The sequence below is a fragment of the Pseudomonas sp. P1.31 genome (assembly GCF_001269815.1).
Classification (GTDB): Bacteria; Pseudomonadota; Gammaproteobacteria; order Pseudomonadales; family Pseudomonadaceae; genus Aquipseudomonas; species Aquipseudomonas rustica.
Window position 1 is genome coordinate 1 of sequence record NZ_LHVN01000019.1, and the last position, 21,486, is coordinate 21,486.

27 protein-coding genes and 1 pseudogene are annotated in these 21,486 nt (G+C 55.9%); 14 read left to right on the forward strand and 14 right to left on the reverse strand.

What is annotated here, in order from left to right; all coding sequences use genetic code 11:
- Positions 1–326 (forward strand): annotated as a pseudogene (locus tag AD669_RS28585) (IS481 family transposase); the annotation flags it as partial.
- Between the two features lie 200 nt (positions 327–526).
- Here the strand turns inward: AD669_RS28585 and AD669_RS10945 are convergent.
- The 6 genes from AD669_RS10945 to AD669_RS10970 all read right to left on the reverse strand — a co-directional run bounded on the left by AD669_RS10945 (position 527) and on the right by AD669_RS10970 (position 6,029).
- Positions 527–988: a DUF3574 domain-containing protein gene (locus tag AD669_RS10945; RefSeq protein ID WP_053119582.1), complete on the reverse strand. Its 462-nt coding sequence runs from the start codon at positions 986–988 to the stop codon at positions 527–529.
- 241 nt (positions 989–1,229) lie between these two features.
- Positions 1,230–3,605 (reverse strand): DUF3772 domain-containing protein, encoded by a 2,376-nt coding sequence (locus tag AD669_RS10950; protein ID WP_053119584.1) that lies wholly within the window; start codon positions 3,603–3,605, stop codon positions 1,230–1,232.
- A gap of 202 nt (positions 3,606–3,807) precedes the next feature.
- Positions 3,808–4,104: an antibiotic biosynthesis monooxygenase gene (locus AD669_RS10955; protein WP_053119586.1), complete on the reverse strand. Its 297-nt coding sequence runs from the start codon at positions 4,102–4,104 to the stop codon at positions 3,808–3,810.
- Between the two features lie 37 nt (positions 4,105–4,141).
- Positions 4,142–5,122, reverse strand: coding sequence for a zinc-dependent alcohol dehydrogenase family protein (locus AD669_RS10960; RefSeq protein WP_053119588.1), 981 nt, complete (start codon positions 5,120–5,122; stop codon positions 4,142–4,144).
- Positions 5,123–5,185: 63 nt separating this feature from the next.
- Positions 5,186–5,488 carry a helix-turn-helix transcriptional regulator gene (locus AD669_RS10965; protein ID WP_053119590.1) on the reverse strand — a complete coding sequence of 101 codons (303 nt, stop codon included), beginning with the start codon at positions 5,486–5,488 and terminating at the stop codon, positions 5,186–5,188.
- A gap of 82 nt (positions 5,489–5,570) precedes the next feature.
- Positions 5,571–6,029 (reverse strand): metallophosphoesterase family protein, encoded by a 459-nt coding sequence (locus AD669_RS10970; RefSeq protein ID WP_053119592.1) that lies wholly within the window; start codon positions 6,027–6,029, stop codon positions 5,571–5,573.
- 97 nt (positions 6,030–6,126) lie between these two features.
- Between AD669_RS10970 and AD669_RS10975 the strand changes: the two genes are divergently transcribed.
- Entirely contained in the window at positions 6,127–6,483 is a 357-nt protein-coding gene (locus AD669_RS10975) for a hypothetical protein (protein ID WP_053119594.1), read from the forward strand.
- A 92-nt stretch (positions 6,484–6,575) separates the two neighbouring features.
- On the opposite strand, the gene AD669_RS10980 is transcribed toward AD669_RS10975, so the two are convergent.
- Positions 6,576–7,460 carry a serine hydrolase gene (locus AD669_RS10980; protein ID WP_053119596.1) on the reverse strand — a complete coding sequence of 295 codons (885 nt, stop codon included), beginning with the start codon at positions 7,458–7,460 and terminating at the stop codon, positions 6,576–6,578.
- A 164-nt stretch (positions 7,461–7,624) separates the two neighbouring features.
- Between AD669_RS10980 and AD669_RS10985 the strand changes: the two genes are divergently transcribed.
- Positions 7,625–8,146 carry a hypothetical protein gene (locus AD669_RS10985; protein WP_053119598.1) on the forward strand — a complete coding sequence of 174 codons (522 nt, stop codon included), beginning with the start codon at positions 7,625–7,627 and terminating at the stop codon, positions 8,144–8,146.
- A 44-nt stretch (positions 8,147–8,190) separates the two neighbouring features.
- On the opposite strand, the gene AD669_RS10990 is transcribed toward AD669_RS10985, so the two are convergent.
- Together AD669_RS10990 and AD669_RS10995 are read right to left on the reverse strand one after the other, a co-directional pair.
- The gene (locus AD669_RS10990; protein WP_053120434.1) at positions 8,191–8,463 is read right to left on the reverse strand and encodes a hypothetical protein; all 273 of its coding nucleotides are present in this window, start codon (positions 8,461–8,463) and stop codon (positions 8,191–8,193) included.
- 141 nt (positions 8,464–8,604) lie between these two features.
- Positions 8,605–9,021 (reverse strand): glycine zipper domain-containing protein, encoded by a 417-nt coding sequence (locus tag AD669_RS10995; protein ID WP_053119600.1) that lies wholly within the window; start codon positions 9,019–9,021, stop codon positions 8,605–8,607.
- Between the two features lie 282 nt (positions 9,022–9,303).
- On the opposite strand from AD669_RS10995, the gene AD669_RS11000 reads away from it, so the two are divergent.
- Positions 9,304–9,975: a lipopolysaccharide kinase InaA family protein gene (locus AD669_RS11000; RefSeq protein WP_053119602.1), complete on the forward strand. Its 672-nt coding sequence runs from the start codon at positions 9,304–9,306 to the stop codon at positions 9,973–9,975.
- 141 nt (positions 9,976–10,116) lie between these two features.
- Here AD669_RS11000 and AD669_RS11005 read toward each other — a convergent pair whose 3' ends face one another.
- On the reverse strand, positions 10,117–11,127 hold the full coding sequence (locus tag AD669_RS11005) for an NAD(P)-dependent alcohol dehydrogenase (protein WP_053119604.1): 1,011 nt from the start codon (positions 11,125–11,127) through the stop codon (positions 10,117–10,119).
- A gap of 165 nt (positions 11,128–11,292) precedes the next feature.
- On the opposite strand from AD669_RS11005, the gene AD669_RS11010 reads away from it, so the two are divergent.
- From AD669_RS11010 to AD669_RS11015, 3 genes are all read left to right on the forward strand, one after another.
- Positions 11,293–12,207, forward strand: coding sequence for a LysR family transcriptional regulator (locus tag AD669_RS11010; protein ID WP_053119606.1), 915 nt, complete (start codon positions 11,293–11,295; stop codon positions 12,205–12,207).
- A gap of 22 nt (positions 12,208–12,229) precedes the next feature.
- Positions 12,230–12,361 (forward strand): hypothetical protein, encoded by a 132-nt coding sequence (locus AD669_RS28750; RefSeq protein WP_256218842.1) that lies wholly within the window; start codon positions 12,230–12,232, stop codon positions 12,359–12,361.
- Positions 12,362–12,521: 160 nt separating this feature from the next.
- A complete protein-coding gene (locus AD669_RS11015) occupies positions 12,522–12,977 on the forward strand; it encodes a GNAT family N-acetyltransferase (RefSeq protein ID WP_053119608.1) in 456 nt (151 codons plus the stop codon).
- An 86-nt stretch (positions 12,978–13,063) separates the two neighbouring features.
- Here the strand turns inward: AD669_RS11015 and AD669_RS11020 are convergent, their stop codons facing one another.
- From AD669_RS11020 to AD669_RS11025, 3 genes are all read right to left on the reverse strand, one after another.
- Positions 13,064–13,426 (reverse strand): DUF6124 family protein, encoded by a 363-nt coding sequence (locus AD669_RS11020; protein ID WP_053119610.1) that lies wholly within the window; start codon positions 13,424–13,426, stop codon positions 13,064–13,066.
- Between the two features lie 435 nt (positions 13,427–13,861).
- On the reverse strand, positions 13,862–14,050 hold the full coding sequence (locus AD669_RS28445) for a hypothetical protein (RefSeq protein WP_156316137.1): 189 nt from the start codon (positions 14,048–14,050) through the stop codon (positions 13,862–13,864).
- On the reverse strand, positions 14,051–14,923 hold the full coding sequence (locus AD669_RS11025; RefSeq protein WP_053119612.1) for a LysR substrate-binding domain-containing protein: 873 nt from the start codon (positions 14,921–14,923) through the stop codon (positions 14,051–14,053).
- Positions 14,924–15,077: 154 nt separating this feature from the next.
- On the opposite strand from AD669_RS11025, the gene AD669_RS11030 reads away from it, so the two are divergent.
- The 7 genes from AD669_RS11030 (at position 15,078) to AD669_RS11060 (ending at position 20,491) form a co-directional block, all read left to right on the forward strand.
- Positions 15,078–15,503 carry a VOC family protein gene (locus tag AD669_RS11030; protein WP_053119614.1) on the forward strand — a complete coding sequence of 142 codons (426 nt, stop codon included), beginning with the start codon at positions 15,078–15,080 and terminating at the stop codon, positions 15,501–15,503.
- A gap of 113 nt (positions 15,504–15,616) precedes the next feature.
- Positions 15,617–16,873, forward strand: coding sequence for a cation:dicarboxylate symporter family transporter (locus AD669_RS11035; RefSeq protein ID WP_053119616.1), 1,257 nt, complete (start codon positions 15,617–15,619; stop codon positions 16,871–16,873).
- Between the two features lie 66 nt (positions 16,874–16,939).
- A complete protein-coding gene (locus tag AD669_RS11040) occupies positions 16,940–17,521 on the forward strand; it encodes a TetR/AcrR family transcriptional regulator (protein WP_053119618.1) in 582 nt (193 codons plus the stop codon).
- Positions 17,522–17,575: 54 nt separating this feature from the next.
- A complete protein-coding gene (locus AD669_RS11045; RefSeq protein ID WP_053119620.1) occupies positions 17,576–18,679 on the forward strand; it encodes an alkene reductase in 1,104 nt (367 codons plus the stop codon).
- Between the two features lie 67 nt (positions 18,680–18,746).
- Positions 18,747–19,490 (forward strand): SDR family oxidoreductase, encoded by a 744-nt coding sequence (locus AD669_RS11050; RefSeq protein WP_053119623.1) that lies wholly within the window; start codon positions 18,747–18,749, stop codon positions 19,488–19,490.
- Positions 19,491–19,578: 88 nt separating this feature from the next.
- Entirely contained in the window at positions 19,579–19,965 is a 387-nt protein-coding gene (locus AD669_RS11055) for a nuclear transport factor 2 family protein (RefSeq protein WP_053119625.1), read from the forward strand.
- Positions 19,966–20,029: 64 nt separating this feature from the next.
- On the forward strand, positions 20,030–20,491 hold the full coding sequence (locus AD669_RS11060; RefSeq protein ID WP_053119626.1) for an SRPBCC family protein: 462 nt from the start codon (positions 20,030–20,032) through the stop codon (positions 20,489–20,491).
- Here AD669_RS11060 and AD669_RS11065 read toward each other — a convergent pair.
- Positions 20,478–21,392 (reverse strand): LysR family transcriptional regulator, encoded by a 915-nt coding sequence (locus AD669_RS11065; RefSeq protein ID WP_053119628.1) that lies wholly within the window; start codon positions 21,390–21,392, stop codon positions 20,478–20,480. The genes AD669_RS11060 and AD669_RS11065 overlap by 14 nt on opposite strands.
- Between the last annotated feature and the right edge of the window lie 94 nt (positions 21,393–21,486).

Below are 21,486 nucleotides of genomic sequence, written 5' to 3' on the forward strand. Positions count from 1 at the left end.
CTTTTCAGGATTTCATCCAAGACTTCAACCACCACCGACCGCATACCGCGCTGGGCATGAAACCACCGGCATCTGTCTATAGCCCGTCGATACGCGCTTATCCGGGTTACTTGCCTGCGCTTGAATATGGTTCCGATGTTGAAGTGCGCAAGGTTCGGTCAAATGGGGAAATCAAATGGAAAGGACAGCTGATTTTTCTAGGAGAGGCTCTGATTGGAGAGGACATCGCGCTGAAGGAGGTGGCTGATGATGCTTGGGAACTGTATCTTTGCAGCCACTGTTTAGGCAGGCTTGAAAGGGGCGCCAAACGCGTTTCAAGCCTGTAAAGGTGTAAACGATGTCCCCGGTCTAATTTGTAAAGGATGTACCGGTCTCTACAGTGAGGGGCTTTTAAGCTGTGCCTCAATCGACCTGAAAAAACCGAGTCGATGCTGGATTCGCCAAAGCAAGTCCAGGTCGGCGTACCTCTCAAATATCCCCCAATCAGTTCCCTCTCCCTCAGGGAGAGGGCTAGGGTGAGGGGCTCTTAAAACGACACCTCCGCCGGCTGCGACAACCGCAGCACCGACAAATCCCCGGTAATACGCTTATACGCCAACCGAATCGCCTCGATATCGCTGCCACGTTTCGCACTGTTCTCATGCAAAATCACAATGACTTTAGTGCTCAAACGCTCCGGCTCCTTCGCGCCTTTATCGCTCCACTGCCCATAGGCATCAAGTACCGTGAAGCCATCGGGAAACCGCGGCGTCACTTCCTTGTCGAGAAACTCGCGCCAGCGCGCCGGGCTGACCGCGCCTTCCTTGCGATCGATCGATCCCACCGAGAAGTACAACTCAGTGCGCAACCACTGCGCCTGCGCCGGCCGTGAGGCATCGCCTTGCAGGGTTGAACTGGCGGGATCGTGGGTGTGAACGGAAGCAGGAGGAGGGCTGGCGCAACCGGCGACTGCGACGAGCAGTGCCGCCAGTAAAAGACGTTGAGGCATGGAACATCCTTATTGATGATTGAGCGAACCCGGCGAGTATAAGGTCGCCGTTTCACCGTCAATAAAGACCTAAAAAGCAGGCTGCTAGGCGCTTCCGGAATAACCCTTGGGTCGCTGCGCAACGAACGATCCGAAAGCCTGTAGGAGCTGTCGAGTGAAACGAGGCTGCGATCTTTTGATCGTGTTTTTTTTACAAGACAAGATCAAAAGATCGCAGCTTTCCGCAGCTCCTACAGGGGCATCATGGTGGGGGCGATGCCAACGCAATCCCGGCCGCTCCCAGCCGTTTGAGAATCTCGAACAAAAGATCACTCTTGGTCACCCCGACAATCCGCGGGCTGCCGACATAACCGGTCACCGTCAGCGTAATCCCGTCCGGCGACAACTTGCTGAAGCGCACGAACGACGCCGGTTTTTCGAGGATGGTTTCGTTTTCGTGGTAGGTGTTCAGCAGCAGATCCTTCACTGCCTCAGGATCGATATCCAGCGGAAACACCAACTCCAGCGACGCGACACCCTGAGCGCTGCCGCCCAGCGTGACGTTGCGCAGATTCTGCGAGATCAACTGCGAGTTCGGCACGATCACAATCGAGCGATCGCTGAGCTGAATTTCGGTGGCGCGCACGTTGATCCGGCGGATATCACCCTCGACGCCGCTGATGCTGATCAAATCGCCCACCTTCACCGGCCGCTCGGTCAGCAGAATCAGACCGGAAACAAAGTTCTTCACGATCTCCTGCAAACCAAAACCGATGCCCACCGACAACGCACTGACGATCCACGCCAGGTTCGTCCACTGCACGCCCAACGACGACAGCGTCAGCAGAATCACGAACGCGTAACCGATGTTGGAAAACAGCGTGCTCAGTGACGCGCACATCCCCGGATCCATGTCGGTCTTGGGCAGGAATTCATTGTCGAGCCACCGGCTCAGGGCGCGGATCAGCCAGATACCGATCAACAGCGCGAGTACCGCGTTAAGCAAATGCGAAGGGACGATGTTGAACTTGCGCAACCCGGCACCGCCGAGGATCGCCATGATGTTGGTCGCCAACTGCCCGAGCGTGGTGCCGATGCCACCGACAAACAACGCGATCACCGCCAGCAGCAACAGCGCCGCGCGGCTGAAACCGGACAATAGAATGGAGATCTGATCGAGGCGCCGATCGCCTATTCCCAGCAACTGTTTGAGCGCCTTGCCGCTCGCATGCTTGGGCGAGAACGCGTATTCGCAGCCGTCCTTGATCACCTGAATCAGCAAGTAAAAACCCGACAGCACAATGTAGGCCCAGACCACTTCATAGGTGATGAAACGGGCCAGCGATACGTAACCGGTGAGCAGCGCAATCGCCGAGACGAACATCGAAATACTGGCGATGGTGTACATCACCCCGGCGAACGTACTGTTCGCTTGCGTGTCATTGGCGGCGACCAACGCTTTGCGCACCTTGCCGACGCGCAGCAGCAGTGTCACCACAATCACCATGACCACAATCGATGTCACGCCGCGCCCGGTCAGAACGATCTGACTGCTCATGCCGGTGGCGTTGCACACCTGCACCAGCGTCACCAGCACCAGCAATGTGCCGGAAAGGATGCGTGGGAAGCGCTTCAGTGCTTGCGCGACCTGATCATGAATGGCCGGCAAGCGCCACGATGGATGATCGATCGACAACAGCGCACGGCTCAGCCCGGTAATCAGTACGCAGGCGTACACAGCCTTCTCGAATTCCTCGGAAAACGTCGACAGCACCGGCGTCAGCGGCGCGTGACGGGTGAGCGCGTAATACAGCACATGCAAGGCGAGGGCGGTGGTCGCAATCGTCGCCAGCGCCGAAGCAAAAGCCAGCGCACTGCGGCGCAAACGACCTTCCGGCATGCGGTGGATGCAAACCCAGGTCAAGCCGCGCTCGGCCAGACGACGGCCGAACGTCCACACCACTAGTGCCAGCGCGAGCAACACCAGCGTATAAAAATACCGCCCCGGCGCCCACACCGTCGCCCAGGTGTCAGAAACTTGATCAACGAAAAAACTGAAACGCTGCCGATCATCCCGCGAAGGATTGACCAGCGGTGCCCAGAAGTCCGGGTTCAACACACTCAGGGTGCCGAGCGTCAACTCGCTTTCAAGCAATGTGCGGCGGATGCCGGCGATCTGCGTGATCAGATCCGCCGCACTTTGCTTCAGCGCCGCCAGACTTTTCAGTGTGCCGTCGACTTTGTTTTTTTGCTCCGTCAGCGTCGCTCGCTGGGCGACTATATCCGCTTGCTCGGCGGCGATCTCGGTGTCCGGCGCTGCGCCCAAAACGCCCAGTTGCACGGTCAGTTGCGCCTGTTGCGGTAACAACGCCGCCGACAATTTATCGACGTCCAAAATGAACGCCTGCACCCGATCCTGTGGGCCTTCGAGCTGGTTGTAATTGTTCGCGGCGGAGATTTGCTGTTTCAGGCCATCGAGGCGTTGTTGCAGGGCTTGCAGGTCACTTTGCGAAATGACCGGGAGCGGCGCGGCGGCGGTCGCGGCAGGTGCTGGCAGATCGGCGGCCCACAGCGATGGACTGCCGGCGGTGAGCAGCATGAATGCGATGAGAAACAACGACTTCAACGTGTTGCGCATGGGACAGACCGACTCTCGATGAACACACAGTCTAAGAGGTTAGGTGATCAGGCCGGTCGAGGGGAAAAAGTTTCAGGGCGGCCCACTTGCCGACGAGGACGGGTGTGCCGTGTGAGGCCTTGCGGTGCAGCAGGTGATGGCCTGAATCGAGCTGACAGTGGCCGCTTCTGCAGCGACTCACTGTCAGCATGATAAGCGACTGCTAAGACATCTCAGGCCCTTCGAGATGGTAAACCGTGGGTTCTGCGGAAAAGTAATCTTCCAGACCCTGCATGAACAGCCGATGGTCTTCACTCGCTTCGAAGCCTGGCGTGTGATCCTCAAGTGATTGCCATTTCACGATCAGATTGAAAACGTCAGCGGTTTCGATCCCTTGCGCGAGCACGTGGCCCTTGTAGCCCTTGGCACGCATGAGCAACGGCGCGACCTCGGCAAACGCCGTTCTGAACCTTTCAATGTGTTGTTGGTGTATGGGAAGTACAGCGATCTCATAAATCATGCGATGTTCCTCGGGAAGGACTGAAACGATTTGAAGTTCACACTGGCGTGACGATCGAGGGCGTAACGTCGATCACGATCTTTCCTTGAACACCGTTGTTGGGCGTCTCAAGCAATTTGTGAGCGAGGGGCAGGTCGGCGAGTGAAAAGACCGCGCCAACGTGTGGGCGCAGCTGTCCGCGCGCGACCAGTGCGCTCAGCTCATCCAGCTTGCCGCGGTTCTGGCGGGTGAACACGAAGTGGATACTGGCGTTCTTGCCCCAGGCCTGAACGAGGTTTTGCGGTTGGGCGATGTCGACAATCGTCACGATACGACCCAGTTGCGCGAGTGCGTCCGGGCTGCGCGACAGCGTGTTGCCGCCGATGGTGTCGAACACCACATCGACCCCGTGGCCAGCCGTTTCGCGAAGGATGACGTCAACGTAGTCCTCTTTTTCGTAGTCGATGACGGTGTCGGCACCCAGGCTCAGAGCGAACTCGACATTGGTTTCACGCACGGTTGTGAACACTCTGGCGCCCATCGCTTTTGCCATTTGGATGGCCACATGCCCGACGCCGCCAGCGCCGCCGTGCACGAGGATACTTTCGCCGACTCGCAACGCCGCCCGGGTGACCAATGCCTCCCATGCCGTCCCGCCCACCAGCGTCAGACTTGCCGCCTCGAGATGGCTCAACGAAGGCGGTTTCTTGCCGATGATGGTTTCGGCGGCGACGTGGTACTCGGCGTAGCTGCCCGCACCGTCGAATATCTGCGGGGTGTACCAAACCTCGTCCCCTGGAGTGAACGCCGTTACTCCTGGCCCGACCGCTTCGACAACGCCCGACACGTCGTGGCCGGTAATGCTCGGCAGCGATACCAGATCGGGATAATCGCCACGGCGGATCTGGTAATCCAAAGGATTGATGGAAGTCGCGTGGACTCGAACCAGCACTTGGCCCGCCTGCGGCAAGGGTTTGGGCACGTCGTGCAGCTCGAACGCGTCAGGGCCTCCGAAGGCTTTTAGCAACATCGCTTTCATGGTGTTTCCTCATATCTACAAAAAGGGATATCGAGATATCTCGATATATTGCGGTAAAAAAATCTACAGCTCTTTTCCTATGATCTCGGCCAGAACACTGATGGTTGCTTCATTGCGTTTGTAGTACGTCCACTGACCGATGCGCCTGACTTCGACCAGGCCCACACGTTGCAGAGTCGCCAGATAACCCGACACCGTTGACTGAGACAGCCCGATGCCTTCTTGAATGCTGCTGACGCAGACTCCAACCGTGTGAACGTCGCCCTCGTCCTGCGCGGGGAAGTTCTTCACGGGATCCTTGAGCCCCTTCAGGATTTGAAGGCGGGTAGGGTTTGACAGCGCTTTGAATATTTCGAGTAAGTCCATGCGCCGAGGATATCGAGATTTATCGATATGTCAATGCGATGTTCGATGAGTTTTTTTGATGACGCGCCGGAACACAAAATCTTCAGGGCAGAAGGTGGAGGAGTTGTGGATCAAGCGCGTCAGCCCCTATTTCCAGCAGCGCGAGGGTGACCGGTAATTTGAAACGCCGCCGCCCGGCGCTGCCTGGATTCAAATACAGCCGATCGCCGCGCCATTCGATCAAGGGTTTGTGCGAGTGGCCGGTGATGATGATTCGGGTGTGGCCATCGAGAAGGGCGGGAACATCTGCGATGTCGTGGGTGAGCAGAGTTGGCCAGCCGTTGAGGTTGAGGGTGAGGTGGTCGGGGAGGTCGGTGGCCCAAGGCAGGTTCAGGTCGTTGTTGCCGCGCACGGCGTGAACCGGCGCGATTTGCGCCAGTTGGCTGAGGATGTCAGCGCTGCCGATGTCGCCACCGTGGAGGATCAGTTCGACGCCCTCGATCGCGGTTAACGCTTCGGGGCGCAGGAGGCCGTGAGTGTCGGAAATGATGGCGATTTTCATGGAGGAGAGATTAGCAGGGTTGGTCTGGATGGCGGTGTTCAGCCGAAAATGCCAGAGTGCGCCTACGCCCCTTTAATGATCTGCCAAGGAACTTGCAATGCCCGCAGGAAAACGTGAACTGGCGCGCATCGAGCGCCGGCTGATCACCACGCTGACCGAAGCGTGCGAAACAGCAAAAAGTGAAATCAAAGGCTTCACCTGGCTCACCCACACGGCTGACCTGAATGCACTGGCTGAAACACTGAAAGTGATTTGGGTGTTCGAAACCCTTGCCGACAGAAAGCTCGCCGAGGTTGGCGCAAAAGCACGGATCTTTGCACTGACGGCTATTGCGCTGGATGAAGCGGGTATCGAGCTGAAACTGACAGATCGCAATGTTCGCTTTGATTCTGAGCAGGAGTGCGAAAACGCTCAGGGTGGCGATTGGCAAAAGCGTCTGGCCAAAGGGTATTGAAGCTGGCTACAGAAATCGAAAACTCTTGTGGGCCTCGGAGCAGGATGTGATCGAGAGGATGTACCACGGCTTGCTGTTGATGCCGTAAAGAATTAGACATGCGGCAGCGCTTGCATCAACTGTTCAACGACCTTGGCCTCGACAGCACCTTCACTGGTACCCGGCTCAAAAACAGCGCAACACGCTGATGCATCGCCCTCACGAACACGATAGACAGCGATAACACTGCCCGGCCCGCAACCTGTGTGCCCGCAGAGGGAATACCCGCCATCAATCGTCCCCTGCATCACACCAAAGCCATAGCCCGCAGTGATCCATGGGCGTCCGGGTATTGAGCCGCCCAATGTTCGCGTAGTCTGCATTGCCTGGAGCAAATTCGAGGGGAGCAAGTCAGTGCTGAGGAGGCGATCCAGAAATAGCGCTGCTTGCGAAACCGGTCCAGTCAGCAGACCGTGATAAACCCAGGCAGGGTCGTAATTCAAGGTGCTTCCAAGGTGAGTCGTTTGTAAGTCTGCGCGCGTTTTAGCGAAGCGAACATTCGACAGACCCAATGGTGAAATCGCCCGCTGTAGCACCGCCTCTTCAAGCGTCAGATCAGTTAGCCGCTCAATTAGCCTGCCGATAAGCAAATAACCGACATTTGAATAACGCCAACCGGTTCCGGGACTGTATCGAAGTCGAGCAGCGTCAAGCCGTTGCATCATTTCATCTGGCGACCAGGCCGATTCGTCATTCCTGACGGCTGCGTGATATTCCGCAAGTTCGCCGTAATCGGCCAGACCTGCTTCATGCCGCAGAAGCTGACGCAGCGTGAAAGGCTGATCAGTCACTGGCTCGTCTAACGTAGTCAGCCCATCTCGTACCAGCGACAGGGCTGTCGCCGCCAAAACTGTTTTGGTGAAGCTCCACCAAGGCACCGTCAGTTCTAATTGTTCAGGCGTTTGTACCTGACTATTTGATATGAGCGAACTGAGCATTGACTTCCCTGGGCTATTGAGTGAATCAGCTGGCCGACAAGATAGCTCACTCTCATTCTTTGTGACCCGATATCAATCCCTGTTCGAATGGTGTTCGGGCTCCCATTTCGTCAAGCCTCGGGCTTTCGACTAAGCTCGTTCGATCACGCGCTCAGGGGATCGATATGAAAGCCGTACTCCACACGATCAAGCATGAAGTCATGAAGGCCATTCCGCCGACCGTATTTTTCTTCATCATTCTGCACATCGTCGCCCTCATCCGTACGCTGATGATGAAGGGCACAGGCGTTTCGCTGCCGGTCTCCACGTCAATCCTGATCGCGTCGCTGGTGCTCGGCAAATCCGTGCTGGTCGCAGACATGCTGCCGTTCATCAATCGCTTTCCGGAAAAGCCGCTGATCTGGAACGTCACCTGGAAAACGCTTATGTACGCGCTGGTGGCGCTGGTCGTTCATTATCTGGAGCGGCTGTATGAGTTCTGGAAAGAGGCACACAGCTTCATGGACGCGAACGCCACGTTGTGGACTTCGATGAACTGGCCACAATTCTGGGCAGTGCAGATTCTGCTGATTACTTTGATCTTCGTGTATTGCGTCTTTTCAGAACTGACGCGCGCATTGGGTCGTGATCGATTGAAGAGAATGTTCCTCGGCCCGCTGCCACCAGACATCAATAAAGATTTGTAAGAAGGGAAGAGGCTAGGGCGTAGCGCCCTAGCCGATAGCAGAGGTTACTTTTTCTTCTTCGCCGATTTGTCGGCCTTCTCTGATTTCTTGGCCTTTTCAGGCTTGCTATCAGCTTTCTTGGTGGCTTTCTTATCGGCCTTCTTATCGGCTTTTTTCGGTTCGGCGACTTTTTTCTTGTCTTTCTTATCGGAAGATTTCGAAAGCGCCGAGGCTGCCGCTGATTTCTTTTCCGGTGACGACTTCTTGTCTTTCAAGTCCTTGCTGGCCTTGGAAGCTTCACCTTTGCTTTTCTTCTCGTCTTTAGCCACGTTGATCACCTCTCGGAGCATGCCGGTATTGGCACATTGCCTGTGGGAATACTCACAAGCTGATCATTAGGCGAGTGCGTTCTGAAGCGGTTCAAATTTTATTGACGCGTCGCGACAGGCTGCCGGCAGGAGAAGATCAGGTTCTCAGTTTCAATGTTTGTGACCGTGTTTATTCTTGTGCTTGTGGTCATGACCGGAGTGATGGTCGTTATCGTCAGCCAGGTTATTGCCCACTGCACCGCCGGCAGCGCCGCCCAATCCCGCGCCGATCAGACCGCCTGTTGACCCGCCCAGACTGGCGCCAACGACCTGGCCACCAGCGGCGCCAATACCGCCGCCAATCGCCGCTTCAGTTTTCTTGCCGCTTTTTGCACTGATTGCACCCCCGGTCGCGCCGCCAACCCCAGCACCGATTAACGCGCCAGTGCTTCCCCCGACCGATTGACCGACAACACTTCCAAGCGCACCACCGAGACCTCCGCCCAGTGCTGTGTTGGTGGTTTCACCGGCGACGGCGTAATGAGAAACAAACAGGCTTAATGCAACAACCGATAGTGATTTGCGCATCGAACTCACCTCCCGCTATTCAAATAAGCAGGAAAGTCTGTTGGCCCGAGCGAGTCAGGTCAATGCGCATTCGGCCGTGCATTAATCTGGGTCAAGCAATTGCCGGGTAGGGATACCGTTTATCGCCCATTGTCGTTACGTAGTTGCGTACAAGTCGCAAGCCGTCGCTAACATCTGCGATTGACTGGGAACTATTGACGCCCTCCAATAGACTGAGGTGCTATTGCGACCATAATGCAATCGTCGCACGCAAACATATTCCTACAATAAATGGAGCACACAATGGGCCGGGCACGCGATGAGTTTGAATTTTGGTGGGGTACGTCCGGATCGTGGGTCGAACCACCGAATGTGCGCCGGAGCGGCACCAGTGGCGTCCAACTGATCGTTCACGAGAACAGGACGTTCTTCGTGAAGCGTCAGACCGGCCACCTGTTTCGTAGCCTCCGTTACCCCACTGGCCGGCCCACCGCACTGCGTGAAGGTATTGCCCTTTCCAGGCTCGAGAAACTGGGCGTGAACGCACCAAGACCGGTGTTTTACGGTGCGAGAAAAGTCCAAGGCACATGGCAAGGTGTTTTGGTGACCGAAGACCTCGGCGGCTTCATCGATCTGGATACCTGGTACAGCCAAGGCGCTGCAAGCATGTTGACGACAGAGCAGCATCAGCGACTTTTTGAACGTTTAGCGCAAATGCTGGCGCGGATGCACTCAGGCAAATGGCAGCACGGTTGCATGCGTTCCAAGCACATCTTTATCAAGGCATCGATTACCGACGCAGACTTCGACTTCGAACTGGCGTTGCTCGACCTGGAGAAGTCTCGCGGTCGTGTTACGGCAATGGGCGCCGCGCGTCACGATATTCCTCAACTCAGACGGCATTCTTTCTGGGATGAGTCGCAGTGGCAGCATTTCCTTTCCTACTACGAGCAAGCCATTGGCAGAGCCATTTGAGCAGGTGTGCCTAAGACGCTCGGCGGCCCCGACCAATTGTGGCGTCTGCAAGGGGCTGCCCATTCGTGCGGCACCGACTCTAGTATCGAATCTGCTGCAACAGGCGAGAAAAAAAGGCGCCAAATTGGCGCATTATCGTTGTTAAGCAACCTTGATCACAACCTTTCCAAATGCTCCCCTCGCGAGATGCTCGTAAGCTTCTCGTGCTTTCTCGAACGGATAAACCTGGTCGATCACGGGACGGATTTTGTGCTCGTTGAGGAACGTATTCATCCGGTCGAACGATGAGCGCGGCGCTACAGCGATACCGCGAATGGTCGTTTGGCGAAAGATAAGTGGCATCAGATCGAGCTCCACTGTCTGCCCTGTCAGAAAGCCGATCTGCGCAATACGCCCCGATGCCTTGGTCGCCGCGACCGATTGATTGATGCCGCTGCCACCGGCCACATCGAGTAGCAGATCCACACCCTTGCCGTCGGTCAGTTTCAGTACTTCTTCAGACCAGTTCGGCGTCGTTCTGTAGTTGATGCCCGCCACGGCCCCCAAATCCTTCACGGTTTGCAAGTTCTGGTCGCTGCTCGATGTTGCAATTACCTTCGCTCCAAGCGCAGTGGCGATCTGCACGGCGAATATCGATACGCCTCCAGTGCCTTGAACCAATACGGTCTGGCCCGGCTGGATTTGTCCAAAATCCACCAGCGAATACCAAGCCGTCAGCGCAGCAATCGGTAGCGTTGCCGCCTCTTCGTCGCTCATGTTGTCGGGTGCACCGACGGCGCTGTCTTCATGGATGATCATGTATTCGGCCAAACCGCCGGGCAACGGCGAACCGAAGCAGTAATCGGGTTCGTTCGGCCCTGGCTCGCCATCCAGCCAGCGTGAGTAAAGATGGGAGTTGACCCGATCACCGACTTTAAAGCGTGTGACGTTTTCACCAATAGCTATCACCGTGCCGGCGGCATCGCTCACGGGAATCAACGGTTTGGGCACCATGTGCGGTTCATAAATGCCGTCGACGATAGCCTTGTCGCGAAAGTTGAGCGAGACAGCACCGACCTTTACCAGCAACTCGCCAGCATTGGGTTGTGGGGTGGCTACTTCGCCCAATTGCAGGTTGTCGAGTCCGAAATCTTTCAATAACCAAGCTTTCATTGCCAATCTCCAAATACACGCCAATGGCCTCGAACCAGAGTCGGTTCTGCCTTGGGTGCATTTTTCGCTTTTGACTGTGCGCAATAAATGCGTGGAAAAAGACATGATTGTTCTATTCTTGGATAACAATCTTTTTGAATCAGTCGTTTTTGATAGGAATGCGTCATGGAATTGCTTCAATCGATGCGACTTTTCGCCAGGCTTGCCGAACTCGGCAGTTTTACCAAGGCCGCCGAATCGCTGGACATCGGCCGTCCTCAGGTGACTCGGTACATCCAGGAGCTGGAGACGTCATTGGGCGTGCGCCTGTTCCAGCGCACCACGAGAAAGGTGGCCCTAACCGCTGAGGGCGAGAGGTTCTATGAGCGGGTACAGGAGATTTTGGCGGATATTTCTGCGGCGACTTCAATGTTCGATCGATCTGGAGCAACACTCACGGGCCGACTTCGCGTCGATATTCCAACCGCTTTCGCGCAAATGGAATTCATCAAAAGCCTAAAAGAATTCACCACCGCCTACCCAGGTATCAACATGGTTCTGGGCGTGACTGACCGGGCCGTCGACTTGATCGGCGAAGGTATCGACTGTGCGTTGCGTATCGGCGATCTGCCGGATTCAACCTTGATCGCTCGCCCTATCGCGATGGCGACGATGGTGACGTGTGCCGCGCCTGATTATTTGAACGAGCATGGCGAACCCAAGACACTCGACGACCTGGCCAGCCATCGAGGCGTCAACTTCCTGTCCGGTCAGAGCAACAGAACTTTGCCCTGGCATTTTTCGGTGAAAGGTCAGGATCGATCCTTTGTGCCTGATGCCGGCATCACCGTCACCGAGTCGAATGCGTACGTTCAGTGCGGCGTGTCGGGTTTCGGCATAATCCAGGCGCCCGGGATCACCGTGGCCGAGCATTTGGCCAGTCGCAGCTTGGTGGAAATTCTAAAGCCCTATCGGCCAGCCCCTCGGCCGGTGTCGTTGCTATACCCGAGCCGGACTCATCTGGCCCCCCAGGTTCAAGCTTTCATTGAGTGGCTGCAAATGCGTTTTCCGCAGCTTCATTCTGACTTACTGGAAGCATAGCGATCGTTGAGCCGCTTAAACGGTGGCTATTGGATTTCACTACGCCTGCGAGAAAACGGAGAAGTACATTCTGGATCAGAAAAAAGGCCAGGGCACCTTGCGCATCGACCTGCCGGATGGCTGCGTCTATGTGGGCGCCAATGAGTACGGATGACAGAGTTGCATAGCACTAGCTGAATATGACGCCTGCCAAGACTTGTGGTTGAAGTACAAAGTGGTCTGATGAATAGCCTCTGAATCGAAGCAAACCGGCAGGGCGGCGAGTAATTCAGCATACTCACAAGTATCAAGACATCACGGAAGGAGTTGCTTGAATGGAGTGCCTGATTCGAATCGCTATGAATGCGGACGCTGCCGTCATCAGCCAGATCATCATTGGCACCCTTCGCGAGTCCAATGCTCAGGACTATTCAGCCGAAATCATCAACCAAGTGGAGCGAAGCTTTTCTCCACAAGCGATTCTCTGTTTGATGACGCAGCGTCAGGTGTTCGTTGCCCTACTCGGAAATCGTATTGTTGCAACGGCCAGTCTTGATCACGACGTTGTTCGAAGTGTGTATGTCGAGCCGGCTTATCAAGGGAAGGGCATCGGGAGACAGCTGATGAAAAGCATTCAATCAAGCGCCATTGCTGAAGGGCGCAACTTGCTGCGTGTGCCTTCTTCGATTACGGCTGAGGGCTTTTATGCTTCGCTTGGCTTTATAAAAATCCGAGACGCATTTCACGAGTCCGAGCGCACGATCATCATGTCGAAGACGTTGGATGTGTAGGTTGACTGTATGAACTCAAATGACGATCGGTATCACGGCTTAAAAGGCTTGAAGTGGCGACGGCAAGTCGCCACTGAACGGGTTACTCAGTCCGTAACTTCAACCCTGTCCAACGCCCGGTTAACCGCCAATTCTCCAAGCATCACCACCTGCGCAATGCCCAACAACGTCCTGCGAATCGGGCCATCTACCAACCCCGCGACATCGCCCAGCATGATGGAAGCCGAGGCCAGTGATTCGGATGCGTTAACCAGTAATGACTCGGTGTCCGTTTCCGGATTCACCAAAAACATCGTACTCGCCTGATACGGCGCAGCCATGATCGCCGCAGTCGGGTTGAGGTAATGATCGAGCGCGCGCTCAGCTGCGTCGTGCATTTTTCTGGAATCGAGCGATTCGTACGGAGAGGTCGGATCAGTGTCTGGAGGGTTCGGCGTTATCTTGAACATGTTCTTCATTTTCCATTTGTGTGGCCGCCACTCCGAGCTACTAAACAGGGGGTGGCAGCTGTGCGCAGGTTAGTAGACCGGGGAAAAGAAGAAAGCCGGCGCGCCCGAAGGCGCCCTACACACAGCCGCCATCAAGTGCAGGTACGCGAATACCTTTCTGACGACGTTTGTGCACTTTCATTTACCACGGGCTACTAAACCCGATCACTGCGAATCAGTGACGCGAATCAAGTTAACGGTGGCCCGCCAAGCGCACAAGCCGGCGGATTCTGGCGTAGTCGTAGGCAAAGGCGCAAGGTGTTGTAGCCTTTCGGGCGTAACGCCAAGTGTCCTTAAACACAACACGAAAAACGTTAAACACTCACGCACCTCACGCCGTTTTTCTACGCCATCGACCGCACGATTTAGCCGATCTAAACCATCCCGCTTTAGAAATCATCCATTGATAGGCGAACCGACAACCCGTGAGACAGGCACGGCAGAAATCACGCTGCCGTCCGCCGACAGCAAAAGCTGGCTCACCGCGCCGATGGTCACGTGCCACTCAAGCGCTGCCGCTGCCAGACTGCCTGGCCGAGCAACGCTCTCGAACACTTTGAAATTGTGTAAGGGGACAGACTTCATTTAGCCCCCCTTGAATTGATCACTGATCAGCTCCGCCAATATCCGCACCGGCTCGGTAAAGCTGCTGCGAGAACGATGTACCAGCCCGATATCGCGGTGGAAAGTATGTGGGCCGAGGTCTATTGCGCGAACGCCGGCGGGCCATTGTGGATCGGGTGTTGTTTGCGGCACTAGCGCAACCCCAACGCCGTTCTCCACAAGTTTGATGATCGCCTCCTGCTCATCCAGTTCGCAAACTTCGTGCAGGTTGAAATGCAGCTGTCGCAGAAAGCGGTCGACCTGTCTGCCGCCGAAGGATGATCGGTCGTAGCGAATGAAGGGCTGGCTGCAAAGCAGTTCCGACCAGTCTTCTCCCGGCACGTCGCGCGGCACGATCAGACGATAGGGTTCCAGCGCCAGCGTCGTCCAGCGCAGATCGCTTTGGAGAGAGAAGGGCGGGCGAATGATGGCGGCCATGTCGATCTCGCCGGCATCGACGAGGTTCACCAATTCCATCGACAACCCCGGAATGACACGCGTGCGGCACTGCGGGCATTGTTGATGAAATTTCGCCAGCGCATCGGGCAAACAGGAGCGCTGGACTGACGCGATCGCGCCAATGTTGACCAGTACGCTTGGCGGTTGTCCGACCGTCGTCGATCCCAGATTTTCGTAGAGCCTGAGCAGCTCTTGCGCCTGCAGAAGAATCTGCTGGCCCATTTTGTTGAGGTGGGCCGAGCGTCCTTTTCGGTCGAATATTTCGAAACCGAGCTCAGCCTCCAGGCGTTGGATTTGCGCGCTGACGGCCGCCTGGGTGAGGCCGATCTTGTTGCCAGCGGCAGCGAAGGTGCCTTCGCGCGCCACAGCGATGAGAGTCTTGAGTTCTTTGATCATTCACAAATATTAATTGTGTTTCTAAGAAATATATATTGATTTTTCTGTTAGGTATTCCGCCCTACGATGTTTCCCATCCCGGGCAACGGCTGAACCCAAAGCGCCAATGTCGTTGGGACTGTTCGCCAACCAACAACAAATATTTGGAGTTCTGATGAGCCTCTCGCCTTTTCACCTTGCAATCCCTGTTTACGACCTGGCTTCAGCGCGAACCTTTTACGGTGAGGTCTTTGGTCTTGAAGAAGGACGCTCCAGCACTCAGTGGGTCGACTTCAACTTTTACGGTCACCAACTGGTGATTCATGAACACCCGAAAACCGCCTCGCAAGAAAGCGTTCACAGCAACCCGGTCGATGGCCACGACGTTCCTGTTCCGCACTTCGGCATCATCCTGGAGTGGGAGCAGTGGGAAGCGTTGGCCGAGCGTCTGAAGTCGTTTGGTACTGAGTTTGTGATAGAGCCGTACATTCGCTTCAAAGGTCAGGTGGGCGAACAAGCCACGATGTTCCTGTTTGATCCTTGCGGCAATGCCCTTGAGTTCAAGGCTTTCAAGGATATGGGCCAGCTCTTCGCGAAATAAGAACACGCATGGCACAACCACGTTGTGCCATTTGATCTCAAGTGAGCTGGAAGCTCATGACTCTAGCAACTGCGATTAGACGCAGACCTTTCATTCCAACAAGAAGGCTAGACATGAAACGTATTCCCTTGGTGTGGCAAATCGTTGCCGGGCTGTTGCTTGGCGTGCTTGTCGGTTGGTACTTCAATACCCATCCGCATTATCAAACATGGGTCAGTGCGGAGATTCTCAAACCGCTCGGCGACATCTTCATCAAGATGATGAAAATGGTGGTTGTGCCGATTGTGTTCTGCTGCATGATTTTGGGCATCGCAGGCGGGGGAGACAGCAAGTCATTTGGTCGTATGGGGATCAAGTCGCTGGGCTACTTCTTCGCAATCACCGCACTGGCTATTGTCATAGGATTGTGTTTCGCCAACCTCTTCGAGCCTGGAACGGGCACCGATATTTCAGGTGCTTCTCATAGTTCGGCAGCGATAACCCTGGAGCCTTCCAAAGGCGCACTGGTGATATTGCAGAACATCGTTCCAGACAACGTCATCGTTGCGATGTCGGAGGCGAAGTTGCTGTCGGTGCTGTTCTTTGCAGTGCTGCTGGGCTTGGCATTGAACGCTTTACCCAAGGAGAAAAGCGCACCTTTCATCGCCGTTGTGCAGAGCATTTCCGATGCGATGTTCAAAGTGGTCTCGATTGTTATGGCTTACGCGCCAATCGGGGTGTTTGGCATGATCGGCGCGACCGTGGCGACGTTTGGTTTCGCCTCACTGTTGCCGTTACTCAAGTTGATTGGTGTGGTGTATCTGGCGCTGATTGTTTTCGCTTTGGTGGTACTCGGTGGGATTTGCTACTTGATTGGCGAGAACATTTTCAAGTTGATCCGTTACTTCCGTAACGAGCTGATTCTGGCATTTTCCAGTGCCGCCTCAGCCGCCGTCATGCCGCAGTTGATGACCAAACTTGAGAGCTACGGTGTACCGCGTCGGATCGTCAGTTTCGTGGTGCCGGTGGGGTATGCGTTCAATCTCGATGGCGCATCGATTTTTCTCGGGGTGGCGACGATTTTTGTGGCGCAGCTTTATGGCATCGACCTGTCGTTGTCTCAGCAGATTTTGTTGGTGGTGACGATGGTATTGACCTCAAAAGGAGCAGCGGGGGTGCCTGGCTTTGCCATCATCATCCTGTCGGCCACATTGGCGTCCGCCGGGTTACCACTAGAGGGTGTCGCATTGATCGCCGGCATTTTCAGGATTATCGACAGCGGCACCACCACGTTGAACGTCTTGGGCAACGCGATTGCACCGCTGGTGATCGCCAAATGGGAGCGGGTGGAACTCGAGCCTTCGCAGGCTCACTCCAGAGCAAGGGCGTAGTCGTTCGTCAGATGATGAGATTTGTTACTAGACGACCGGTCTAGTTTTGATTAGGCTTTTCCCACTATGAAAAAACCTAATCAAGACATGCGACAACACATCATCGATGTGGCGAAGTCACTGATGACCCACAAGGGCTACACCGCTGTCGGTCTTCTCGAAGTGCTGAAGACGGCGGGTGTTCCAAAAGGGTCGTTCTATCACTACTTCCGCTCCAAAGAGGAATTCGGCCAAGCGCTACTGGAAGAATATTTTCAGGAGTACATCGGCCGCGTAGACATCGTAATGGCAGCGCAAGGCAATGGCGCAGAGCGGCTCCTGGGCTATCTACGTTATTGGGCGAAGACGCAGGCTTTCGATCATCCCGAGGAGAAATGCCTGGTGGTGAAGCTCGGCGCCGAAGTGTGCGACCTGTCGCAAGACATGCGCAGCGTGTTGGAGGAGGGCACTGCGCTGATCATCCAGAGGATCACGCGGTGTGTTGAGCAAGGCAAGGCCGATGGCTCCATCACGACGACCCAGGATGCCGAAGCACTGGCTGAGTCGCTTTATCAGTTGTGGCTGGGGGCATCGTTGTTGGTGAAAGTCCGCAACACGACCGCTGCTTTTGAAACAGCACTGATCACGAGTGCACGCCTGCTGGCATAGGGGCGTTTTTTTTTACTCATTAACTAGACGACCGGTCTAATTGTTTGGAGATTTATGACTGATTACGCTTTTGATACCGACCTCTTTTCGCCTGTACACATGGGCGCGTTGCAACTGGCTAACCGAATTGTCATGGCGCCGGTGACACGCAGCCGTATGGCCGAGGACGGTGTACCGAATCAAATGCATGCGACGTATTACGCCCAGCGCGCCAGTGCCGGCCTGATCATCGCCGAGGCAACAAATATCTCTGCGCAAGGGCGTGGCTATGCGATGACGCCAGGGATCTGGTCGGAAGACCAGGTTGCTGGCTGGAAAAAAGTCACCGACGCCGTGCATGCGGCCGGCGGCAAAATCGTCAACCAGCTGTGGCATGTCGGGCGTTTTTCCAGTGTCGAGTTACAGCCCAATGGCGAGGCGCCCGTAGCACCTTCCGCCATCAAGGCTGAAGGCAGCACTTACACCGAAAAAGGTTTTGTCGAAGTATCGATGCCTCGCGCCCTCGAGACTTCGGAAATTCCCGGCATCATCGAACAGTACAAACTGGCCGCTGAGAATGCCAAGCGCGCAGGTTTCGATGGTGTGGAAGTGCATTCCGCCAACAGCTATCTGCTCGATCAGTTCCTGCGCGATTCCACCAATCAGCGCACTGACCAATACGGTGGTTCCATTGAGAACCGGGCTCGACTGACGCTGGAAGTGACCGAGGCCGTGGTGTCGATCTGGGGCAGCGAGCGGGTCGGGATTCGCCTTTCGCCGGTGACACCGGATGCCGGCAACACACCGCCCGACCGCAATGTCATGGCGACCTACGGGTATCTGATCCAGCAACTCAATCGTTTCAATCTGGCTTACCTGCATTTTGTCGAAGGCGCCACAGCCACGTCGCGCACGGTGCCTGAAGGTGTGGACCTGGACGCATTGAGTGCGCAGTTCACAGGGGCATTCATCGGCAATAACAACTACGACCTGGCGATGGCACTTGAGCGTCGGGCGCAGGGCCGGATTGACGCGGTGGCGTTTGGTCGCCTGTTCATTTCCAACCCTGACCTCGTGGAGCGTCTGCGTCGCGGTATCGAGCTGACTATCGCGCCACGAGAGAGTTACTACGGTGGCGGCGCCAAAGGCTACATCGATTGGCCGACTGCCAGCGCTTGATCAGCCACTTCCTGCGCCGAGCAAAGCGCAGGGATCGCACCGTATTCATAGCACAGAGGCACTGAACATGAATTATCTGCAAAACAAAGTCGCCATCGTCACGGGCGCATCCTCCGGTATCGGCGCAGCCACCACCCGCGCACTGGCCGCAGAGGGGGTACGTGTAGTGGCCGCCGCACTGGATCAAAAGGGCCTTGAATCCTTCGTTGCTGAACTGCGGGAAGCGGGCAATGAGGTGGTCGCGTTCACCACTGACGTGACCCAAGCGGAGCAAACCCAGGCACTCGCCGACTTTGCCCGGGATACCTACGGCAGCGTCGACATTCTGGTGAACAACGCCGGGCTGATGCTTTTCTCCAATTGGGTCGATCTGGCCGTACAGGATTGGGAAAAGATGATCGACGTCAATATCAAAGGCTATCTCAACGCCATTGCGGCGGTGCTGCCGTTGATGCTGGAGCAGAAGTCCGGGCAGATCCTCAACATGGACTCCGTCGCCGGTCACCAGGTCGGGCCGGCGGCAGGCGTTTACAGCGCCACCAAATTCTTCGTCCAGGCCATGACCGAGTCGATGCGCAAGGAACTCGGCGTGCAGCACGGTATTCGCGTCAACACGGTCAGTCCCGGCGTGATCAACACAGGCTGGGCGGACAAAGTCAGTGACCCCGAAGGGCGCAAGGCAGCACAGGCACTGAACCGTATCGCCATTGCTCCTGACGATATCGCCCGAGCAGTCATCTACGCGCTCAATCAACCAGAAAACGTCACCGTCAACGACTTGATTATCTCGCCGACCCGCCAGGATTGGTGACAACCGCGAGCCCGTCCTTTACCACCCAATCAATCGCTTTATCCCGAGAGCGCTGCTTGTCGCTCGCCATCATCGAGAGGAAACAACCATGTCCAAGAACATCAAAGCCGTACCGACCGCCGAGTACAACGCTGTCATCGCCACCGCCAATCAGTACGTTGAAGGTCTGCGGATCGGCAGTGCAGAAGGCGTTGCCCAAGCATTTCATAAAGACGCCGTGATGTACGGTTTCACGAATGGCGAACTACTCGGTGGCCCGATCAACAACCTGTTTGATTTCGTCGAGAAGAACGGTGGCGCTCCAGAAATCACCACGCGGCTCGACGTGCTGGCCATCACTCCGACCACCGCCGTGGTGCGTGTTGATATGGAAAACGATGCGATTGGCGCCGACTACAACGACTACCTGACCCTGATCAAAATGGACGGCGTCTGGAAGGTTATCGCCAAGGTTTATCACCAATTCGACGTGTAAACCTCGATCGATCCCGGCATGCGTAATGCCGGGATCAACGTCATTGATTTAAAGGATTTGTACGATGCCAATGGTTGAATATTCCGCTGTTCTGGAGGCTCAGGCAGAACAGGTGTGGGACGTTTTAAAGCAGTTTGGGGAGATCCAGAAATGGCATCCGTCTATCGCGATAAGTGTTATCGAAGACGAGATGCCGGATGGCCTGACGGGATGCGTTCGCCAACTGATCCTCGCCGATGGCGCAGTGGTAAGAGAGCGGTTGTTATCGGTCGATGATCGTCGGTTGACGCTGTCCTATCGTTTCGAAGAAGCCCCCTTGCCGCTGGATAACTACGTGGCAACGGTACGTTTGGTGGCTGTGTCTGATACGAATCAAACGCTCGTTACCTGGACTGCGAGTTTCGAGCTGCGAGAGCCGAGTACTGCCGAGCATTATCAGGCACTGATTCGAAGCCTGATTGTTGATGGACATAAGGGCTTGCAGGGTTTGCTTGCCCTTTCTAACAGGCTCGTCAAAGCGTCGTAATCTGCCCATTCCGATCCAGCTCATACACCTTGTTCCCCTGCAATTTCTCCTTCAGCCAACGCTCCGCTTTGCCCAGCGGACGTTGCCGCGCCCAGAGCAAATCCACGCCAATCTGCCAGTCCGTATGCGGATACGCCGTGAGCTGCAATTCGACCAACTCGCCCTTTGCCAACTCACGTTGAATCAGCTGGCGGGGCAGGGTGGCCCAGCCGAGCCCGGCGCGCACCATTTCCAGGAGTGCCAGATAACTTTCCGCTTGCCACAACTGCGTCGAGCGCAGGTATTCGCTGCTCGGCAGTTTGCTTGCGTGGGCGCTGAAGGCGAGGCGGCGGTGGACGTGCAGGTCGTCGAAGGTGACGTTGTCGAGTTGCGCCAGCGGGTGATCCGGGTGGCAGACGTGCAGCATGATCAGTTTGCCCAGTTGCTGGAACGCCAGTTCCTCGGGGTAGCCCGGTTGGGAAAAGGCGACGCCGAGCACGGCTTGGCCGCTGCTGACCAGTTCGCTGACGTCGCCGTGCACCGGGTGGCGGATGATCAGGTCGACGAAGGGGAAGGCCTGCTCGAAGGCTTTGAGTACCGGCATGATCGGGCCGTACGGCGTTTCGATTGCGAGTGTCAGGCTGGGTTCGACGTTGTCCGAGAGGCAGTCGGCGTGGGCTTCGAAGGTCATGCAACGTTCGAGCACGGCTTCAGCCTGGATCAGCAGTTTGTGGCCGCTGGCGGTGAGGGTGGGGCTGCGGTTGCTGCGGTCGAACAGGTCGACGCCAAGATCAATTTCGAGGTTGGCAATCGCTGCGCTGATGGTCGATTGCGTCTTGCCGAGTTTGCGCCCGGCAGCGGAGAACGAACCGCTTTTGACCACTTGGACGAACATCAACAGTTGATCGAGTGAGAAGCGCAAGCGATGAACTCCCGGGTCGAAGAAGAGGGGTGAAACTGCGTCATCAATAACCGATTTTGCCGCGTTCGCGCCATCGAAAAAAGCGATGGTTGCT

Excerpts from the sequence above, each read along its gene's own strand:
- AD669_RS10945 (WP_053119582.1), bottom strand. The coding sequence starts at position 988 with ATGCCTCAACGTCTTTTACTGGCGGCACTGCTCGTCGCAGTCGCCGGT.
- AD669_RS10950 (WP_053119584.1), bottom strand. The coding sequence starts at position 3,605 with ATGCGCAACACGTTGAAGTCGTTGTTTCTCATCGCATTCATGCTGCTC.
- AD669_RS10955 (WP_053119586.1), bottom strand. The coding sequence starts at position 4,104 with ATGATTTATGAGATCGCTGTACTTCCCATACACCAACAACACATTGAA.
- AD669_RS10960 (WP_053119588.1), bottom strand. The coding sequence starts at position 5,122 with ATGAAAGCGATGTTGCTAAAAGCCTTCGGAGGCCCTGACGCGTTCGAG.
- AD669_RS10965 (WP_053119590.1), bottom strand. The coding sequence starts at position 5,488 with ATGGACTTACTCGAAATATTCAAAGCGCTGTCAAACCCTACCCGCCTT.
- AD669_RS10970 (WP_053119592.1), bottom strand. The coding sequence starts at position 6,029 with ATGAAAATCGCCATCATTTCCGACACTCACGGCCTCCTGCGCCCCGAA.
- AD669_RS10975 (WP_053119594.1), top strand. The coding sequence starts at position 6,127 with ATGCCCGCAGGAAAACGTGAACTGGCGCGCATCGAGCGCCGGCTGATC.
- AD669_RS10980 (WP_053119596.1), bottom strand. The coding sequence starts at position 7,460 with ATGCTCAGTTCGCTCATATCAAATAGTCAGGTACAAACGCCTGAACAA.
- AD669_RS10985 (WP_053119598.1), top strand. The coding sequence starts at position 7,625 with ATGAAAGCCGTACTCCACACGATCAAGCATGAAGTCATGAAGGCCATT.
- AD669_RS10995 (WP_053119600.1), bottom strand. The coding sequence starts at position 9,021 with ATGCGCAAATCACTATCGGTTGTTGCATTAAGCCTGTTTGTTTCTCAT.
- AD669_RS11000 (WP_053119602.1), top strand. The coding sequence starts at position 9,304 with ATGGGCCGGGCACGCGATGAGTTTGAATTTTGGTGGGGTACGTCCGGA.
- AD669_RS11005 (WP_053119604.1), bottom strand. The coding sequence starts at position 11,127 with ATGAAAGCTTGGTTATTGAAAGATTTCGGACTCGACAACCTGCAATTG.
- AD669_RS11010 (WP_053119606.1), top strand. The coding sequence starts at position 11,293 with ATGGAATTGCTTCAATCGATGCGACTTTTCGCCAGGCTTGCCGAACTC.
- AD669_RS11015 (WP_053119608.1), top strand. The coding sequence starts at position 12,522 with ATGGAGTGCCTGATTCGAATCGCTATGAATGCGGACGCTGCCGTCATC.
- AD669_RS11020 (WP_053119610.1), bottom strand. The coding sequence starts at position 13,426 with ATGTTCAAGATAACGCCGAACCCTCCAGACACTGATCCGACCTCTCCG.
- AD669_RS28445 (WP_156316137.1), bottom strand. The coding sequence starts at position 14,050 with ATGAAGTCTGTCCCCTTACACAATTTCAAAGTGTTCGAGAGCGTTGCT.
- AD669_RS11025 (WP_053119612.1), bottom strand. The coding sequence starts at position 14,923 with ATGATCAAAGAACTCAAGACTCTCATCGCTGTGGCGCGCGAAGGCACC.
- AD669_RS11030 (WP_053119614.1), top strand. The coding sequence starts at position 15,078 with ATGAGCCTCTCGCCTTTTCACCTTGCAATCCCTGTTTACGACCTGGCT.
- AD669_RS11035 (WP_053119616.1), top strand. The coding sequence starts at position 15,617 with ATGAAACGTATTCCCTTGGTGTGGCAAATCGTTGCCGGGCTGTTGCTT.
- AD669_RS11040 (WP_053119618.1), top strand. The coding sequence starts at position 16,940 with ATGAAAAAACCTAATCAAGACATGCGACAACACATCATCGATGTGGCG.
- AD669_RS11045 (WP_053119620.1), top strand. The coding sequence starts at position 17,576 with ATGACTGATTACGCTTTTGATACCGACCTCTTTTCGCCTGTACACATG.
- AD669_RS11050 (WP_053119623.1), top strand. The coding sequence starts at position 18,747 with ATGAATTATCTGCAAAACAAAGTCGCCATCGTCACGGGCGCATCCTCC.
- AD669_RS11055 (WP_053119625.1), top strand. The coding sequence starts at position 19,579 with ATGTCCAAGAACATCAAAGCCGTACCGACCGCCGAGTACAACGCTGTC.
- AD669_RS11060 (WP_053119626.1), top strand. The coding sequence starts at position 20,030 with ATGCCAATGGTTGAATATTCCGCTGTTCTGGAGGCTCAGGCAGAACAG.